General features: G+C 69.3%; 15 protein-coding genes. 10 read left to right on the top strand and 5 right to left on the bottom strand.

The features are described from left to right. Window positions 1-18: 18 nt before the first annotated feature. Window positions 19-579, bottom strand: a complete 561-nt coding sequence (locus CFP71_RS12145; RefSeq protein WP_093933951.1) for a GNAT family N-acetyltransferase — start codon at window positions 577-579, stop codon at window positions 19-21. After that, complete coding sequence (locus CFP71_RS12140; protein ID WP_093933950.1) at window positions 576-2,051, bottom strand: APC family permease; 1,476 nt, start codon at window positions 2,049-2,051, stop codon at window positions 576-578. Before CFP71_RS12140 ends, CFP71_RS12145 begins: the two co-directional genes overlap by 4 nt. A 202-nt stretch (window positions 2,052-2,253) precedes the next feature. On the opposite strand from CFP71_RS12140, the gene CFP71_RS12135 reads away from it, so the two are divergent. The 3 genes from CFP71_RS12135 (at window position 2,254) to CFP71_RS12125 (ending at window position 5,052) form a co-directional block, all read left to right on the top strand. Further along, complete coding sequence (locus CFP71_RS12135; protein ID WP_093933949.1) at window positions 2,254-2,895, top strand: GOLPH3/VPS74 family protein; 642 nt, start codon at window positions 2,254-2,256, stop codon at window positions 2,893-2,895. A 19-nt stretch (window positions 2,896-2,914) separates the two neighbouring features. Beyond that, window positions 2,915-4,081 carry a saccharopine dehydrogenase family protein gene (locus tag CFP71_RS12130; RefSeq protein WP_093933948.1) on the top strand — a complete coding sequence of 389 codons (1,167 nt, stop codon included), beginning with the start codon at window positions 2,915-2,917 and terminating at the stop codon, window positions 4,079-4,081. Window positions 4,082-4,200: 119 nt separating this feature from the next. After that, entirely contained in the window at window positions 4,201-5,052 is an 852-nt protein-coding gene (locus CFP71_RS12125) for a chitosanase (RefSeq protein ID WP_093933947.1), read from the top strand. An 81-nt stretch (window positions 5,053-5,133) separates the two neighbouring features. Here the strand turns inward: CFP71_RS12125 and CFP71_RS12120 are convergent, their stop codons facing one another. Then, complete coding sequence (locus CFP71_RS12120; RefSeq protein ID WP_093933946.1) at window positions 5,134-6,129, bottom strand: PHP domain-containing protein; 996 nt, start codon at window positions 6,127-6,129, stop codon at window positions 5,134-5,136. A gap of 18 nt (window positions 6,130-6,147) precedes the next feature. Next, window positions 6,148-6,654 (bottom strand): metallophosphoesterase family protein, encoded by a 507-nt coding sequence (locus CFP71_RS12115; protein ID WP_093933945.1) that lies wholly within the window; start codon window positions 6,652-6,654, stop codon window positions 6,148-6,150. Window positions 6,655-7,051: 397 nt separating this feature from the next. On the opposite strand from CFP71_RS12115, the gene CFP71_RS12110 reads away from it, so the two are divergent. The 3 genes from CFP71_RS12110 (at window position 7,052) to CFP71_RS12100 (ending at window position 11,567) form a co-directional block, all read left to right on the top strand. After that, window positions 7,052-8,854 (top strand): VanW family protein, encoded by a 1,803-nt coding sequence (locus CFP71_RS12110; RefSeq protein ID WP_208635938.1) that lies wholly within the window; start codon window positions 7,052-7,054, stop codon window positions 8,852-8,854. A 147-nt stretch (window positions 8,855-9,001) separates the two neighbouring features. Continuing rightward, on the top strand, window positions 9,002-10,213 hold the full coding sequence (locus CFP71_RS12105; RefSeq protein ID WP_093933943.1) for an MFS transporter: 1,212 nt from the start codon (window positions 9,002-9,004) through the stop codon (window positions 10,211-10,213). 139 nt (window positions 10,214-10,352) lie between these two features. Beyond that, window positions 10,353-11,567, top strand: a complete 1,215-nt coding sequence (locus CFP71_RS12100) for a GGDEF domain-containing protein (RefSeq protein ID WP_244199643.1) — start codon at window positions 10,353-10,355, stop codon at window positions 11,565-11,567. Between the two features lie 84 nt (window positions 11,568-11,651). On the opposite strand, the gene CFP71_RS12095 is transcribed toward CFP71_RS12100, so the two are convergent. Further along, entirely contained in the window at window positions 11,652-13,004 is a 1,353-nt protein-coding gene (locus CFP71_RS12095; protein WP_093933941.1) for a TrpB-like pyridoxal phosphate-dependent enzyme, read from the bottom strand. A gap of 73 nt (window positions 13,005-13,077) precedes the next feature. Between CFP71_RS12095 and CFP71_RS12090 the strand changes: the two genes are divergently transcribed. The 4 genes from CFP71_RS12090 to CFP71_RS12075 are packed head-to-tail and all read left to right on the top strand — an operon-like array spanning window position 13,078 to window position 15,955. After that, window positions 13,078-13,962 (top strand): arginase family protein, encoded by an 885-nt coding sequence (locus CFP71_RS12090; protein WP_093933940.1) that lies wholly within the window; start codon window positions 13,078-13,080, stop codon window positions 13,960-13,962. Then, window positions 13,959-14,648, top strand: a complete 690-nt coding sequence (locus CFP71_RS12085; protein WP_093933939.1) for a dienelactone hydrolase family protein — start codon at window positions 13,959-13,961, stop codon at window positions 14,646-14,648. Before CFP71_RS12090 ends, CFP71_RS12085 begins: the two co-directional genes overlap by 4 nt. Window positions 14,649-14,698: 50 nt before the next feature. Continuing rightward, complete coding sequence (locus CFP71_RS12080) at window positions 14,699-15,493, top strand: PIG-L family deacetylase (RefSeq protein WP_093933938.1); 795 nt, start codon at window positions 14,699-14,701, stop codon at window positions 15,491-15,493. 3 nt (window positions 15,494-15,496) lie between these two features. Next, a complete protein-coding gene (locus tag CFP71_RS12075) occupies window positions 15,497-15,955 on the top strand; it encodes a YfbM family protein (RefSeq protein WP_093933937.1) in 459 nt (152 codons plus the stop codon). Window positions 15,956-16,238 lie beyond the last annotated feature (283 nt).

The raw sequence follows: 16,238 nt of genomic DNA, 5'->3' as shown, positions 1-16,238 counted from the left end.
ATATCGACGAGAGATCTGTCACGGTTCGCGCCACATGGGCTGCATCGGCGGCCCGCCCGCCACGGCGAAAGCCGGGCCGTGGTCACGGAAACCCAGCCGCCGGTACAACTTCGCGCTCATCGGGCTGCTCGCTTCCAGATATGCGGGCACGGCGCCGTTGCGATCGAGTCCGTGTCGCAGCAGCCATCCGCCGATCCCCTGCCGTTGCGCGCTCTTGCGGACACCGATGAACTGCGCGTGGCGGTACTCGCCGGCGGGGGCGCGTTCGGTCATCAACTCGAACAACGCCGCGAGCCTGCCCAGTTCTTCCCCGGTGAGCCCGGCGAACGCGTCGCCGTCGACGACCTCCTCACCGCTGGGCGTCCACAGCACGGCGGCGGACAGGTCGTCGGTGACGTCGACGTTGCCGCCCGCGGCGAGGGTTCCGCGCACGATCGCCCGATGGAAGATCGACAACGCCACCGGGCGGCGCTCGGCGTCGGGGAAGACCCACACGCTGACCGGGTCTTCATGGAAGGCCTCGGTCAGCACGTCGACCACGATGTCCATTTCGGACAGTTCGGCTGAGCGCACGATCATCGTCCCGCCCGGAGCTTCGCGGGCTCTTCGTCTTCACCTTCGAGCGGACCGCCGATCGCGGCGTAGGTCTCGGGATCCCGCGTCCGCAACACCTCCGCGCGCAGGAAGCCGACCAGGGCCGCGATGACCACGAGACCCGGCAATCCCCAGCGCAGCAGGAAGTTCCCGGCCGGACCGAGCAGCAGGTCGAAGTTGAGCAGGATCAGCGCGAGGACGGCCGACAGCGCGAGGATCGCCAGTCCCGGCGCGATCCAACGGCGCCAAGCGTTTTCGGCTTGGCGGCGACGTTTGAAAAAGCCGATCACCGAAAGCGAGACGGCGATCATGATCACCACGACCCCGGTCGACGCCGTCGTGCCGAGCCAGGTGAACAGTTCGGTCACCGGGTCGCGGCCCGCGATCGCGAACAGGGAGACGACGGCGAGGGCGAGCGCGGTCTGCGTGAGCGAACCGGCGGCCGGCGCCCCCGTGCGTTTGCTCGTCTTGGCGAGCGAACGCGGCAGCAGTCCTTCCCGGCCCAGCGCGAAGAAGTAGCGCGCGACGGCGTTGTGGAAGCTCAGCAGCGCCGCGCACTGACCGGTCACGAAGAGCGTGTACGCGACGTTGGAGAACGTCTCGCCGAGATGTTGCCCCGCCAGGTTGAACAGCAGATCGGGCCCTTGGGCGGCAGCGGCGGTGACGATGACGTCGGGTCCGGCGCCCACCGCCAGCGCGAGCGACGAAGCGACGTAGAGCACCGCGGTGAGACCGATCGCGGCGAACGTCGCCCGGCCGACCGTACGGCTGGGTTCGCGGGTCTCCTCGCCGTAGGTCGCCGCGCCTTCGAAACCGATGAAGGCCGCGGCGGAGAAGGCGAACACCGCCCCGACTCCGGTGGTGAACAGGCTGGCAGGCTCCAGCGGGACCCAGGAAACGCTGCCACCGGCGGGATTCGCGAACAACGCGATGTCGACGATCACGACGACGGCGACTTCGAGGCACAGCGCCACCCCGAGGACCTTGGCGTTGAGATCGACCCGCAGGACCCCGAGCGCGCCGACGATCAGCACCATCACCAGCGCGCACAGCCACCACGGCGGCGGTGACCCGGTGAGCGTGCCGAGCCAGGTCGAGACCGACCAGCCGAACAGGCCGTAGATGCTGATCTGGATGGCGTTGTAGGAGATCAGCGTGACGAACGCGATGCCGGCGCCGGTGGATTTGCCGACCCCGTTGGCGACGTAGGGATAGAAGGCGCCCGCGTTGGTGATGTAGCGGCTCATCGCCGCGTACCCGACCGCGAACAGCCCCAGGATCGGGGCGAGCAGGAGGAACGACAGCGGGACACCGACACTGCCGGTGACCGCGTAGTTCGTCGGGACCCCGCCCGCGATGGCGAAGAGCGGGCCCGCCGCCGCCACCACGAAGAAGACGATCTGAGCGGCACCGAGGCGCCGTTGGCCGAGACCGCGCCGCGGTCTGTGCGTACCCATGAACCCGTCCCCCCGGACGTCTGTTTGTCGGCGAACGCGGTCGGTTCGCGTTCTTGATCTTGCGAAAGCCATCCAACCTTAGGGCCGGGCAACCCGGCGAGATACGTCCGTTCAGGCTAAAAACGGACCTCGGGTCGCAGTGGTACCCGGCCTACCGCTACTTTGGCCGTCCCGCACTACAACGCCGGAGGGCGTGCCATTCATGCGTCGGCTGACCTTGGTCGATTCCTTGTTCTTCCTAGCCCACGACGAGTTCACCGGAAAACCCGCACTGCGCCGCACGGGACTCGGCATCGGAATGGCCGGTGCCGCGCTTTGTGATCTCCTCCTCGCCGAGCGGATCACCGTGGAACGCAAGCGAATCAGGCCGCTGACCCGTCGCGGCCTCGCGCATCCCCCGCTGGATCGGGTGTTCTCGGAAATCCTCGGCGAACGCGAGGGGCACACCGTCCGGGAATGGGTCGACCATCTCCGCCAGGATCTCGGGGAAACAGTGGCGGACAATCTGCTCACCGCGGGAGTGATCGACCGCGAGACCGACCGGGTGCTCATGCGGAAGAATCACCGCTACCCGCCGCGGGATCTGCTGATGTCGACGGCCGCGCGCAGCAAGGCGAGGACGGCCGTCCTCGGCACCGAACGGCCGGATCCGCATTCGGTCTGCCTGGCCCTGCTGGCCTGGACCATCGGCCTCGACGACCTCTGCGAACCGGAACTCGACCGCGCGGGCCTGCGGACCTGGGCCGAGGCCACGCACCGGGAACTCCCGAAGGCGCTCGCCGAGCTGATCTCGGGCGTGGACGCGGTGGGCGCCGCCGTCGTCTACACCGGCGACCGGCGGTGACCGGCGGTAGTGTGGGGCGATGCTCACCGACCGTGACCACGACGTCGTGCTGTTCGGCGCCACCGGGTTCACCGGTGGCCTGACGGCGGAATATCTCGCGCGCACCGCGCCACCCGGCCTGCGTCTCGCACTGGCCGGCCGCGATCCCGGCAAGCTCGAAGCGTTGCGGGAAAACCTTTTCTCGATCAATCCGGAGTTCGGTGAGCTACCGCTGCTGCGAGCCGACGTCTCCGACACGGGCTCGCTGCGGAAGGTCGCGGAGTCCACCAAGGTCGTCGCCACCACGGTCGGCCCGTACGTCCACTACGGAGAACCTCTGGTCGCCGCGTGCGCCGAGGCCGGGACCGACTACGCCGATCTGTGCGGTGAGCCCGAGTTCGTCGACAGGATGTACCTCGCCCATCACGCCCGCGCCGCCGAGACCGGCGCCCGGCTGGTGCACGCGTGCGGTTTCGACTCGATCCCACACGACCTCGGCGCCCTTTTCACGGTTTCCCTGCTGCCACAAGGGAAACCGATCCGGATCGACGGCTACGTGCGCGCGGGCGCGGCACCTTCGGGCGGCACGTTCCTTTCCGCGTTGACCGCGTTTTCCCGGCTGTCGCCGAGTATCCGCGCCGCGCGGGACCGCGCCGCGGCCGAACCCCGCCCGGCGGGCCGTCGCGCGCGGGCCTCGCTCGGCACTCCGCACCGCAGTCCTGACGGCTTCTGGGCGGTGCCGCTGCCGACTATTGACCCGATGATCGTCGAACGGTCCGCCGCCGCCCTCCCGGCGTACGGCCCCGACTTCACCTACCGGCATTTCGCGGCGATCAAACGACTTCCGACGGTGGTCGCCGGCGCCGCCGGGATGGGTGTCCTCTTCGGAGCCGCCCAGATCCCGCCCGCGCGGCGGGCCCTGTCGAAACTGCTGAAGCCCGGCGGCGGACCGGACGAACAGCGCCGCGCGCGGTCGTGGTTCTCCGTGCGGTTCCACGCCGAGAGCGACGGCGAGCGCGTCGTGACCGAGGTGTCCGGCGGCGACCCGGGCTACGGCGAGACGGCCAAGATGCTCGGCGAGTCCGCCCTGTGCCTGGCGCTGGACGAACTGCCCGAGACGGCCGGACAGGTCACCACGGCGACCGCGATGGGGCAGGCGCTGATCGACAGGCTGAGCGACGCCGGTCTGCGCTTCGCGACCCTGTAGCAAAAATCTTCAACCGGATCGACCCCTTGCCGGAAACTGTCACCCCTGGTTATCGTGTGCCCACGCCGCAGCCACACCTGACAGAGAATGACAATTATCTGTGGAAAGGGACACCTTTCATGAGTGACACCCTGCGGCCCGCGATGCGTCGTGCTCTCGGCGCGGTCTCCGTTCTCGCCCTCGCCGTTTCCGGCCCTGTCGCGCTCTCTTCACACGCGTCCGCCGATCCCGCCCCGGCATCGGCGTCGATCTTCGCCTCCGGGGGCGACCTCGCCTCGCCGGAGAAGAAGGAGATCGCGATGCAGATCGTCTCCAGCGCGGAAAACTCTTCGCTGGACTGGAAAGCGCAGTACTCCTACATCGAGGACATCGGCGACGGACGCGGGTACACCGCCGGCATCATCGGGTTCTGCTCCGGTACCGGCGACATGCTCGACCTCGTCGAGCGCTACACGAACTCGGTCCCGGACAACCCGCTCGCGGAATACCTTCCGGCGCTACGGAAAGTGGACGGCAGCGATTCGCACGAAGGCCTCGGCAGCGATTTCGAAAACGCGTGGAAGGAGGCCGCCGGACGCGCGGACTTCAAGGAAGCGCAGAACGGCGAACGCGATCGCGTCTATTTCGACCCGTCGGTGAACCAGGCCAAATCGGACGGACTGGGCGCTCTGGGACAATTCATCTACTACGACGCCATCGTGATGCATGGGCCCGGCACCAGCCAGGCCAGCTTCGGCGGCATCCGCTCGGCCGCGCTCCAGAAGGCGAAGCCGCCGGCCCAGGGCGGTGACGAGACGGCGTACCTGAAGGCGTTCCTCGACGCGCGGCGCGTGGTCATGAAGCAGGAAGAGGCGCACGCGGACACGTCGCGGATCGACACGGCCCAGCTGGTATGGCTCAACGACGGCAACCTGGACCTGCACACCCCGCTGAAGTGGAAGGTCTACGGGGACCCGTACGAGATCGGCTAGCGCCCGGTGTCATGAGGGGTCCCCTTGAGACGAAATTTGTCTCAAGGGGACCCCTCATGACACGCCCGGCGGGGAAAGCGCCTAGCCCGAGGCCAGCAGGTCTTCGGCGGTCCGCGTGTTGATCACCCGGTCCGGCTCGATCCCCAGCTCGGTGGCGCGCACGCAGCCGTAGACCAGCCAGTCCAGCTGCCCCGGCGCGTGCGCGTCGCTGTCGATCGCGAAGTCGCAGCCCAGCTCCACGGCCAGGTTCAGCAGCCGCGTCGGCGGGTCCCGGCGTTCGGGACGCGAGTTGATCTCGACGGCCACGCCGTTGTCCCGGCACGCGGTGAACACCGCCTCCGCGTCGAACTCCGACTCGGGCCGCTTCCCGCGCGCCCCCATCACCAGCCGCCCGGTGCAATGCCCCAGCACCCGGACCCGCGGATGCCGCACGGCGGCGAGCATCCGCGGCGTCATCTCCCTGGCGGGCATCCGCAGCTTCGAATGCACGCTCGCGACGACGAAATCCAGTTGCGCCAGCAGGTCTTCCTCTTGGTCCAGCGTGCCGTCGAGGTGGATGTCGACCTCGATGCCGTGCAGGATCCGGAACGGCGCCATCGTCTCGTTCAGTTCCGCGACGACGTCCATCTGCCGTCGCAGCCGCTCGGGCGAGAGGCCGTTGGCGACGGTCAGCCGCGGCGAATGGTCGGTCAGGACCATCCATTCGTGCCCGAGCGCGCGGGCGGCCTCGGCCATCTCCTCGATCGGGCTCCCGCCATCGGACCAGTCCGAATGGGTGTGGCAGTCGCCGCGCAACGCCGCCCGCATCGGGCCGCCGTCGGGCAGCTTCGGCTCGCCGATCTTCTCGAAGTACGCGGGACGACGGCCGGCGAGGACGTCTTCGACGACGGCCGCGGTCGCCTTGCCGATGTTCGGCAACGCGGTCAGCGTGCCCGCCTCGGCGCGTTTGCGCAGGTCGTCCGGCTTGACCTTGGCGATCACCGAAGCCGCCTGACGGAAGGCTCGCACCCGGTAACTCGGCTCGCCCGCGCGCTCCAGCCGGAACGCGATCTCCCTCAACGCCTGCGCCGGTTCCATGGCTACCTGTCTACCCCGTCAGCGACGCGGAGGCAGCTCATGAAGAGCGACATCGCACAACCGGCCGTCGCGGATTTCGGCGGTCTGGTACGTGCAGAACGGCTGCCGCCGCCGGTCGGTCGGCGAGCCGGGGTTCAGCAGCCGCAGCCCGTTCGGCGTGACGGTGTCCCAGGGGATGTGGCTGTGCCCGAACACGAGGACGTCGGTGTCCGGGAAACGCTCGTCGCAGCGGCGCTCGCGCCCCTGCTTGCCACCGGTCTCGTGGATGACGGCGAGCCGGACGCCGTCGAGTTCCACCCGCGCGATCTCGGGAAGCCGCGCCCGCAGGTCCGCCCCGTCGTTGTTGCCCCAGACCCCGACGAGCCGCTCGCAGCGGGTCTCGAGTTCGTCGAGCAGGGCGGGGGCGACCCAGTCGCCGGCGTGCACGACGACGTCCGCCGCGTCGACCTCGCGCCAGACCTGTTCCGGCAGCGCCTTTGCGCGCAATGGCAGATGGGTGTCGGCGATGAGCAGCAGGCGCGTCATGGGTCTCCGATCGTATCCGAGCCGGACAGTCCGACTCGGACTCCGACCGCCCGCTCGTCCACTCTGGACCTCGTGACCGCGATGATGCGGAATCGCAACGCCTCCGCGCGCGGTGGACCACGCCACCCTCGTGGTACTCCCGGGGTCACGGCGCGTCGTGCTCCGAACACATCACGCAAGCCGGCGAAGGCTGTGACCTCGGTTTTCACGCCAGAGTGAGCGAAAACCCGGAACCTGACACCCGGTGACCACCCGTCGGAGTGACCCGCTCACCCAACCGGGCGAGTTGCAGACCCACAAAACGCCACCCGTATCTTGAACATACGTCCGGAACGTGTGGAAGGCCCGGATGTTCGATCACGACGTCCGGCCTCACCGGACCGTGGAGGGTGGAGAGTTGCCGCAGGAACCGCGCTGGCCCGAGTCCCACGCTGAGCAGACGGACATTCTCCCGGTCGTCACGCCCGGGTTCGCGGAGTCTGCCACGCCTCAGGAGCCCACGCCACCGAAGCGCCGTCGCAGCTACCGCAAGGCCGCCTTCATCGGCGGCGGCGTGTTCGGCCTGCTGGTCGTCGCGTACGCCCTCGACGTGCTGGTCTCCCAGGGCAGCGTCCCCCGCGGCGTCACCGTCGCCGGGGTCGACGTCGGCGGGATGGACCGCACCGCGGCCGAGAAGGAGCTCAGGGGCGGCATCGAGCCGCGGCTGACCCGGCCGGTGAAGGTCGTCGCGGGCGACGCCGAGGAATCGCTGGCGCCGACCAACGCGGGCCTGCGCCTCGACTGGCCCGCCACCCTGGACCAGGCCGGCGACCAGCCGTTGAACCCGTTCACCCGGATCGCGTCGTTCTTCACGACCACCGAGGTCGGCGTCGTCACGCAGACCGACGACGGCAAGCTCACCGGGGCGCTGGAGAACCTGCGCGACAAGGTCGACCGCGACCCGGTCGAGGGCACCGTCCGCTTCGAGGAGACCAAGCCGGTCGCGGTCGAGCCGAAGACCGGGCAGAAGCTCGACGTCGAGGCCGCCAAGAAGACGATCCTGGAGCGCTGGGCCACCGGCGAGCCGCTGACACTCGCGGTCACCCAGACCCCGGTCAAGGTCTCGGCCGAGGCCGTCCACGCCGCCCTCGACCAGGTCGCGAAGCCCGCCGTGGCGGCGCCGGTGGTCATCAAGGGCGAGGGCAAGGACGCGATCCTCAAGCCCGAGGCCATCGCGACCGCGCTGACCTTCGAACCCGCCGACGGCGGCGTGCTGAACCCGAAGGTCGACAACAACAAGATCATCGAGGCCGTCGGCCCGCAGCTGAAGTCCACCGAGAAGGAGGGCAAGGACGCGCAGATCGTCTTCGAAGGCGGCAAGCCGACCGTCCAGCCCTCCGAGGACGCCAACGTCGTCGACTGGGAGCCGAGCCTCAAGCCGGCGCTCGACGTGCTCAAGCGCACCGGGACCCGCGAGCTGCCGGTGACCTACAAGAAGACCCCGGCCAAGGTGACCACCGAGCAGGCCAACCAGCTCGGCATCAAGGAGGTCGTCAGCGAGTTCAAGACCTCCGGTTTCGCCGCCGACTCGGGGACGAACATCCGGGTCGTGGCGCAGAAGGTCAACGGCGCCATCGTGAAGCCGAACGAGACGTTCAGCCTCAACGGGTTCACCGGGCCGCGCGGCGCGGCGCAGGGCTACGTCGAGGCCGGTGTCATCAAGGACGGCGCGCCCGGCCGCGAGGTCGGCGGCGGGATCTCGCAGTTCGCGACCACGCTGTACAACGCCTCGTACTTCGCCGGCATGAAGGACACCGAGCACAAGGAACACAGCTACTACATCAGCCGTTACCCCGCCGCGCGCGAGGCGACCGTGTTCCAGAACCACAACGGCGGCAGCGTGATCGACCTGAAGTTCACCAACGACGGTGACACCGGCGTCGCGATCCAGACCATCTGGACGCCGTCGGACATCACGATCCGCCTGTGGGGCACCAAGAAGTACACCGTCGAGTCGATCCCCGGCGGCCGCAGCAACCCGTCCGACCCGCCCACCAAGCCCGGCCCGGCCGAGAACTGCAAGCCCAGCAACGGCGCGCCCGGCTTCACCACTTCGGACACCCGGGTGATCAAGGACGTCGCGAGCGGCCGCGAGGTCCGGCGCCACACCCGGAACGTGCACTACAACCCGCAGCCGAAGATCACCTGCGGCACGGAGTAACCACCCTCCGGGACCCCGCAAGTACGTGAAGGCCCCCTTCACTGCGCTAGACGCAGTGAAGGGGGCCTTCACGTACTTCGAGGGTTCACCGCACGCGTCCAAAGAGGTACGCTGAGTGACTCACCCGACCGAGTGGGGGTGGCTTGAGTGGACTCCATGGCGACCTTCCGGCAGATCTTCGCGGTCGGTGAACTGCGGGCCATCTGGTTCGCGGAACTCCAGTCGATCCTCGGTGATCAGGTGGCCAGGGTCGCGCTGTCGGTCCTGGTGTTCCAGCGGACCGGTTCGGCGACCTGGCCCGCGCTCACCTACGCGCTCACCTATCTGCCCGACCTGATCGGCGGCCCGCTGCTCGGCGGGCTGGCCGACCGGTTCCCGCGCCGCGCGGTGATGGTCTGCTCCGACGTCGTCCGGGCGATCCTGGTCGCGGTGCTCGCCGTCCCCGGCATCCCGTTGCCCGTACTGGCCGCGGTGCTCGTCGTGGTGCAGCTGGCGAACGCGCCGTTCACCGCCGCGCAGGCCGCCGTCCTGCCGTCGGTGCTGAGCGGGGATCAGTACGTGCTCGGTCAGTCCTTGCTGAAGATCACCAACCAGGTCGGCCAGCTGGCCGGGTTCGCCCTGGGCGGCGCCGTGATCGCCGCGATCGGGCCTGGCCGAGGGCTGGCCGTCGACGCGGTGACATTCGGGATCTCGGCGATCGTCCTGCGGCTGGGTGTCCGCGCCCGGGCCGCTTCGGGTTCCGGCGGACCGGCGACGTCGACCTTGCGGCGGCTTTCCGCGGGTGCCCGCACGATCTGGCGAGACCGCCGGTTGCGCGCGCTGGTCGGCCTGGCGTGGCTCGCGGGTTTCGTGATCGTTCCGGAGGGTCTCGCCGTGCCCTACGCCGCGGAGATCGGCGGCGGGGCGGCGACGGCGGGCTTGCTGCTCGCGGCGCATCCGGCGGGGATCGTGCTCGGCGTGTTCGTGCTGGGCCGCCTGGTGCGGCCCGAAATCCGGCTGCGGATGGTCGGAGTGCTCGCGCTCGGCGCGATCGTGCCGCTCGCGGCGTTCTGGTTCACCCCGTCGCTCCCCTACGCCGCCGGACTGCTCGTGCTGTCCGGGATGTGCGCGGCTTACCAAGTCACCGCGAGCACCACGTTCATGCGGTTGGTCCCCGACACCGAACGAGGCCAGGCCTTCGGCCTCGCCGGGTCGGGACTCATCGCCGTGCAGGGAATCGGGCTGATCGCCGGCGGCCTGCTCGTCGGCGTGCTCGGTTCACCCGCGACGACGGTCTCGGTCATCGCATTGGCCGGTCTCGTCGTGGCTGTTCCGGCCACCCGGGCTTGGCGCCACGTGGCCCCACCGCACCCCCTTTAGACCGGAACCCGGTACTCACCAGTTCTGCCCGCGCATAGGGCTCACCCCCTCCGCCACCCGATCCGGTCACGCGTGGTGCACCCACGCCTACCCATACAGCGTAGTGACACCTAGTATCCAACCGATTACGTTCGTCACCGTGGCGCTAACGAATTGGGCGCTGTGGCGGCTACCCAACCGCGGCTTGATCGGCTTCGTCCTCCTGGTGGACGTCGCGGCGATCGCGGGATCCGCCTGGTCTTTTCTCCGGATCCCGTTCACTCCGGGCGACGCGCTCCCCTTCGCGGTCCTGATCACGAGCGTCGTGCTGTACACGGAGCTGTCCCGTCCGGTGGAGCGGGTGCGGGAGCGGTTCGCGGGCACGCCGCACATCTCGCTCGACAGCGTCTGGACCTTCTCCGCCGTACTGCTGGTGCACCCCGGGCTGGCCGCGCTCGTCATCGCACTGTCGTTCTTCTACCGCTGGTTCCGCGGGCAGCCGAACCCCCTGTTCCGGCGGACGTTCTCCACGTCGGCGACCGTGCTCTCGGGCTTCGCGGCCGCCGCCTTCCTCTCCCGGTACGCCGTCCCGTTCGACGAACTCCCGCGCGACCTCTCCTCGTTCTGGTCGGTGGTCGCGGCGGGCGGGGTGTTCATGCTGGTCAACACCGCGTTGATGACGGTCGCGGTGTACTACGGCACGCCGCACGACAAGCTGCGCGACGCGCTGGCGAAGCCCTTCGAGTACGCGCTCGAAGCGGCGACGATCGCGCTCGGCGTCATCGTGGCGTGGGCGCTGCGGGACTGGCCGGTGGTGCTGCTGCTGGTCGTCGGGATCACGCTGGTGCTGCACCGCGGGGTCCTGCTGCGGCAGCTGAAGCGGCAGGCGAGCAGCGACGCCAAGACCGGGCTGCTCAACGCCAAGGCGTGGCGCGAGGCCGCGGCCGACGAACTCGACCGCGGACGGCGCGCGGGGCGGCACACCAGTCTGCTGATGGTCGACGTCGACCGGTTCAAGCTGATCAACGACCGGCACGGGCATCTGGTCGGCGACCGGTATCTGGCGGCGATCGCGGAGACGCTGCGCACCGAGGTGCGCGGTACGGATCTGGTCGGGCGGTTCGGCGGCGAGGAGTTCGTCGTGCTGCTGCCCGGCACGTCCGCCGTGCACGCCCACGCGATCGCGGAACGGATCCGGTCGAGCGTCGCCGCTCGGCACGGTGACCTGCCGGAGCACGTCACCGTGTCGATCGGGCTCGCCGACCGGCCCGGTGTCACCGACCTCGACGCGGTGATCGCCATCGCGGACCGCGCGCTTTACGAGGCGAAGAACACCGGGCGGAACCGGACCTCGGGCTATCAGGTGACCGGCTGACCCCCTCCCCCGGCGCGTGTCATGAGGGGTCCCCTTCGGACACTTTTCGTCCTATGGGGACCCTTCATGACACTTCGCGGAGAGCTAGGGAAGCCCGGCGAGCGACTGAGCCAGCGCCTCCTCCGGCAGCTCGTGATCGGAGATGTTCCCCGCCAGATACGCGCCGTAGGCCGGAAGGTCCAGGTGCGCGTGCCCGCACAACGCGGTGAGTATCACCTTATCCTCCCCGGTTTCCTTGCACCGCAACGCTTCCTGGATACAAGCGGCGAGCGCGTGCGTCGGCTCCGGCGCCGGGATGATCCCCTCGGTCCGGGCGAACTGCACACCAGCGGCGAAGCAGTCCTCCTGCCCGATGGCGAGCGCTTCGATGAGGCCGAGTTCGTAGATGTGCGAGATCAGCGGCGACATCCCGTGGTAGCGCAGGCCGCCGGCGTGGATGGGATCGGGGATGAAGTCGTGACCGAGGGTGTGCATCTTCAGCAGCGGCGTCAGCCCGGCGGTGTCCCCGAAGTCGTACGCGTACTTCCCGCGGGTGAGCGTCGGGCAGGCCGCCGGTTCGACGGCGCGGATCACCGGATCCATCCGCCCGGCGAGTTTCTCGCGCAGGAACGGGAAGGCGAGCCCGCCGAAGTTGGAGCCGCCGCCGGTGCAGCCGACGAGGACGTCCGGGGTGTCCCCCGCCAGTTCGAACTGCTTGAGCGCCTCCTCGCCGATGATCGTCTGGTGCAGCAGCACGTGATTGAGCACGCTGCCGAGCGCGTAGCGGGTGTTCTCCGCCTGCGCCGCCTGCTCGACGGCCTCGCTGATCGCGATGCCGAGGCTCCCGGTCGATGCCGGGTCGGCGGCCAGGATCACGCGGCCGGACGCGGTCAGCTCGGACGGGCTGGGGTGCACCGTCGCGCCGAAGGTCTCCATCATCAGCTTGCGGTACGGCTTCTGGTCGTACGAAGCGCGGACCTGCCACACCTCGCACTCGAGCCCGAAAGTGGCGCAGGCGAACGCGAGCGCGCTCCCCCACTGCCCGGCGCCGGTCTCCGTCGTCAGCCTCGTGACGCCTTCGGCCGCGTTGTAGAACGCCTGCGGCACGGCGGTGTTGGGCTTGTGCGAACCGACCGGGCTGACCCCCTCGTACTTGTAGTAGATCCGGGCGGGCGTGCCGAGCGCCTTCTCCAGGCGCCTCGCGCGGAACAGCGGCGACGGACGCCAGAGCCGGTAGACGTCCAGGACCTCTTCGGGGATGTCGACGTAGCGTTCGGTGGTGACCTCTTGGGCGATGAGCGCCTGCGGGAACAGCGGCGCGAGATCGTCCGGGCCGATCGGCTCGCGGGTGCCGGGATGCAGGGGTGGCGGCGGGGGCTCCGGCAGGTCCGGGACGACGTTGTACCACCTGGCCGGCATGTCCGCTTCGTCGAGGATGTACTTGGTCCGCTCCGCCATTGAGCCTCCTCAGTTCCCTCCAACCTAAAGGGACGGACGGCGCGACACCAGGGACGACTACTACGGTGAGGTGATGGGGAATCTCGTACTGCTCGACGCACCGTCCAACCTCGGCCTGCGGCCGCCAGCCGAAGGAGCGGTCCCTGGCTGTCACAAGGCGCCGGGCGCGCTGCGCGACCACGGCCTGCTCACCCGTTTGGGCGCGACCGACGGCGGCGTGGTCACTCCGCCGCGGTACCTGCCCGACTGGTCACCCGGCGGCGGCGTCCGGAACGCCGCCGGTATCGCGACCTACACCGCGGCCCTCGCCGGGCGGCTCGCGAAGATCCGTGCGGACGGCGGCTTCCCGGTCGTCCTCGGCGGGGACTGCTCGATCGCGCTCGCCGCGATGCTGACCCTGCGTCGCGAAGGGCGCTTCGGCATCGTCTACTTCGACGGTCACGACGACTTCCGGCACCTCGGAAACTCCGACCACGTCGCCAACGTCGGCGGTGAAGCGCTCGCCGTCGTGACCGGCCGAGGCGCGCCGGAACTGGCCGATGTGGACGGCCTTTCGCCGTATGTCCGCGACGAAGACGTCCTCGTGCTGGGCGTCCGCGCGGAGGACTCCGCCGAGGTGCGGGAAGCCGGGATCCGTGTCGTGACCAGCCAAGAGATCATGGCGTCCGGCACCGGCGACGCGCTCGCCGCCGCCCGCGAGATCTTCGCGCCGTTGGACGGCTTCTGGATCCACATCGACATCGACACCCTCGACCCGGAGTTCGTGTCCGCTGTGGACAGTCCGGACCCCGGCGGGCTCAGCCCGGACAAGCTCGTCGAACTGCTGCGCGGCCTCGTCGCGATCCCCGGCGCCGCCGGGCTGGAACTGACCATCTTCGATCCCGACCTCGACCCCGACGGAACTCAGGCAGCCCTGGTGGCGGATTGCCTCGTACGCGCGCTGGAAGGAACCCGATGACCCAGGTGACCGTCGCCGACGGCTCGTTCGACGCCCCGCTCTGGCTGCCCGAATCCGGCTCCGGCCCGGGGCTGGTACTGATCCAGGAGATCTTCGGCCTCGACGACTACCTCAAGTCCGTCGCCGCCGACCTGGCCGCGCTCGGCTACGTCGTCGCCGTGCCCGAACTGTTCTGGCGGATCGCTCCCGGCTGGTCGGCCACGCACGACGAAGCCGGTATTTCGGCGTCGATGGCGGTCTCCGGCCAACTCGACCCGGCGCGCGCCGTCTCCGACGTGCTCGCGACCCTGGCGATGCTGCGCTCCCTGCCCGAAACCGATGGGCGCGCGGGTGTCTTCGGCTTCTGTCTCGGCGGCTCGATGGCGTACGCCGCGGCCGCCGAGGGTGATCCGGATGTCGCGGTTTCGTACTACGGGTCCCGGGTTCCGGAGCAGCTTCCGTTGCTGGACAAGATCACCTGCCCGATCCAGTTCCAATTCGGGGGCGCCGATCCCTACATTCCTGTCGAGGGAGTGCGCCGCCTGGCCGACGCTGTCGCGTCTCATGACGGTGCGGAGATCCACGTCCACGAGGGCGCGGGGCACGCGTTCCACAACCATGTGGCGCCGATGTTCCACCAGCCGGAGCCCGCCGCGGCGGCCTGGGCACTGACGCTGGAGTTCCTGCGGCGGGTCTTCCCGGCTTGAGTGGGTCGGTGCGCCGGAATATGTCGGTGCCTCCGGGTAGTTTCCCCACCATGGCCACATTGGTGAGTTTTCACGCCCACCCCGACGACGAGTGCATCGTCGCGGGCGGCGTCATGCGCAAGGCCTTCGAGGAAGGCCACCGGGTCGTGCTCGTGGTCGCGACCAGGGGCGAGGTCGGCGAGGTCCAGGACGGGTTCCTCGACGAGGGAGAGGAGTTGTGGCAGCGCCGCGTGCAGGAGACGCACGCTTCCGCCGAGGTCCTGGGAGCCAAGCGCGTGGAGTTCCTGGGGTACACCGACTCCGGCATGATGGGCGAGCCGCGCAACGAGGTGCCCGGCACGTTCTGGCAGGCCGACGTCGAGGAGGCCGCCCAGCGGCTGGCCGAGATCCTGCGCGAGGAGCAGGCAGACGTCCTGACCGTCTACGACGACAACGGCGGCTACGGGCACCCGGACCACATCCAGGTGCACCGCGTCGGCATGCGCGCGGCCGAGCTGGCGGGCACGCCGCGGGTCTACGAGGCGACGAGCAACAGTGACGATATGCGCCGCGGTATGGAGGAAGCGGTGCGGGCCGGGGAGATGAAGGCCGAAGACCTCCCCGACTTCGAGGACGGCGCCGAATTCGGCAAGCCGGAAGCGATCCTGACGGCGAGGGTCGACGTCACCGCGTACCTGCCGCACAAGCGGGCCGCGATGCGCGCGCACGCCAGTCAGATCAGCGAGGACTCGTTCTTCCTCGCGATGCCCGACGAGGGTTTCGCGCGGGCGTTCGGCATCGAGTGGTTCATCCGCGCCGGGCAGGGGCCGGGTATCACCGAGACCGACCTGATGGCGGGGCTCTGACCGATGGGCATGTGCGGTGCGTATCTGCGGGTCACCCCAGGTGAGCTGCGTGAACTGATCGAGGAGCCCGACCGGTACTGGGACTACGCCGAGAAGGCCGCCGGCACCGAGCGGACGGTCGACGTCGACAAGGCGTGGAACGCGCTGTGGTATCTGGTGGGGCGGGCCGGGTGGAAGATCGACTTCGTACTGGGCGGGACACTGCTGGGGGAAGCCGACAGTGACGGGCCGCCGCGGTACTTCAGCGCGGACGAAGTGCGGACGATCTCGGCGGAGCTGACCGGATTCGACAAGCTTTCGGAGGGCGTCGAGCTCTCGGATCTCGAGGCCGAGGGGATCTACCCGTCGATCTGGGACGAGCCCGACGCGCTGGACTACGTGCGGGCCCACTACGACGCGCTCGTCCCCTTCTTCGCCGCCGCCGCGAAGGCCGGGGATCCGGTCGTCACGATCATCACCTGACCTCGCTCGGCCGGGGTGGTCGTGAGTGGCGAATAGGGTTATTGAGGGGTAAGGCAAACGTGGCGTGTGCCTGGCCTGTCCACCTGCCGGTTTCGGGTGTTGCGAAAGCCACGTTCGCAACGTTGAGCGTTGCGAACGTGGCTTTCGCAACGCCGCCGAGCCTCCGTCGCCCACGAGGCCCGCGGTACCCGCAAGATCCGTGGTGAAGGGGACTTTCCGCTCATGCGATGAGAGGAAAGTAGATCGGAAGAGCGGCGGGTAGGGGAAGGAGGTAGCTCGTGGG

It is taken from the genome of Amycolatopsis thailandensis (assembly GCF_002234405.1).
Classification (GTDB): Bacteria; Actinomycetota; Actinomycetes; order Mycobacteriales; family Pseudonocardiaceae; genus Amycolatopsis; species Amycolatopsis thailandensis.
This window is presented reverse-complemented; position numbering and strand designations above follow the sequence as displayed.

Coding starts and splice junctions, on each gene's coding strand:
- CFP71_RS12125 (WP_093933947.1), top strand. CDS start 4,201: ATGAGTGACACCCTGCGGCCCGCGATGCGTCGTGCTCTCGGCGCGGTC.
- CFP71_RS12135 (WP_093933949.1), top strand. CDS start 2,254: ATGCGTCGGCTGACCTTGGTCGATTCCTTGTTCTTCCTAGCCCACGAC.
- CFP71_RS12095 (WP_093933941.1), bottom strand. CDS start 13,004: ATGGCGGAGCGGACCAAGTACATCCTCGACGAAGCGGACATGCCGGCC.
- CFP71_RS12075 (WP_093933937.1), top strand. CDS start 15,497: ATGGGCATGTGCGGTGCGTATCTGCGGGTCACCCCAGGTGAGCTGCGT.
- CFP71_RS12130 (WP_093933948.1), top strand. CDS start 2,915: ATGCTCACCGACCGTGACCACGACGTCGTGCTGTTCGGCGCCACCGGG.
- CFP71_RS12085 (WP_093933939.1), top strand. CDS start 13,959: ATGACCCAGGTGACCGTCGCCGACGGCTCGTTCGACGCCCCGCTCTGG.
- CFP71_RS12090 (WP_093933940.1), top strand. CDS start 13,078: ATGGGGAATCTCGTACTGCTCGACGCACCGTCCAACCTCGGCCTGCGG.
- CFP71_RS12120 (WP_093933946.1), bottom strand. CDS start 6,129: ATGGAACCGGCGCAGGCGTTGAGGGAGATCGCGTTCCGGCTGGAGCGC.
- CFP71_RS12080 (WP_093933938.1), top strand. CDS start 14,699: ATGGCCACATTGGTGAGTTTTCACGCCCACCCCGACGACGAGTGCATC.
- CFP71_RS12145 (WP_093933951.1), bottom strand. CDS start 579: ATGATCGTGCGCTCAGCCGAACTGTCCGAAATGGACATCGTGGTCGAC.
- CFP71_RS12140 (WP_093933950.1), bottom strand. CDS start 2,051: ATGGGTACGCACAGACCGCGGCGCGGTCTCGGCCAACGGCGCCTCGGT.
- CFP71_RS12115 (WP_093933945.1), bottom strand. CDS start 6,654: ATGACGCGCCTGCTGCTCATCGCCGACACCCATCTGCCATTGCGCGCA.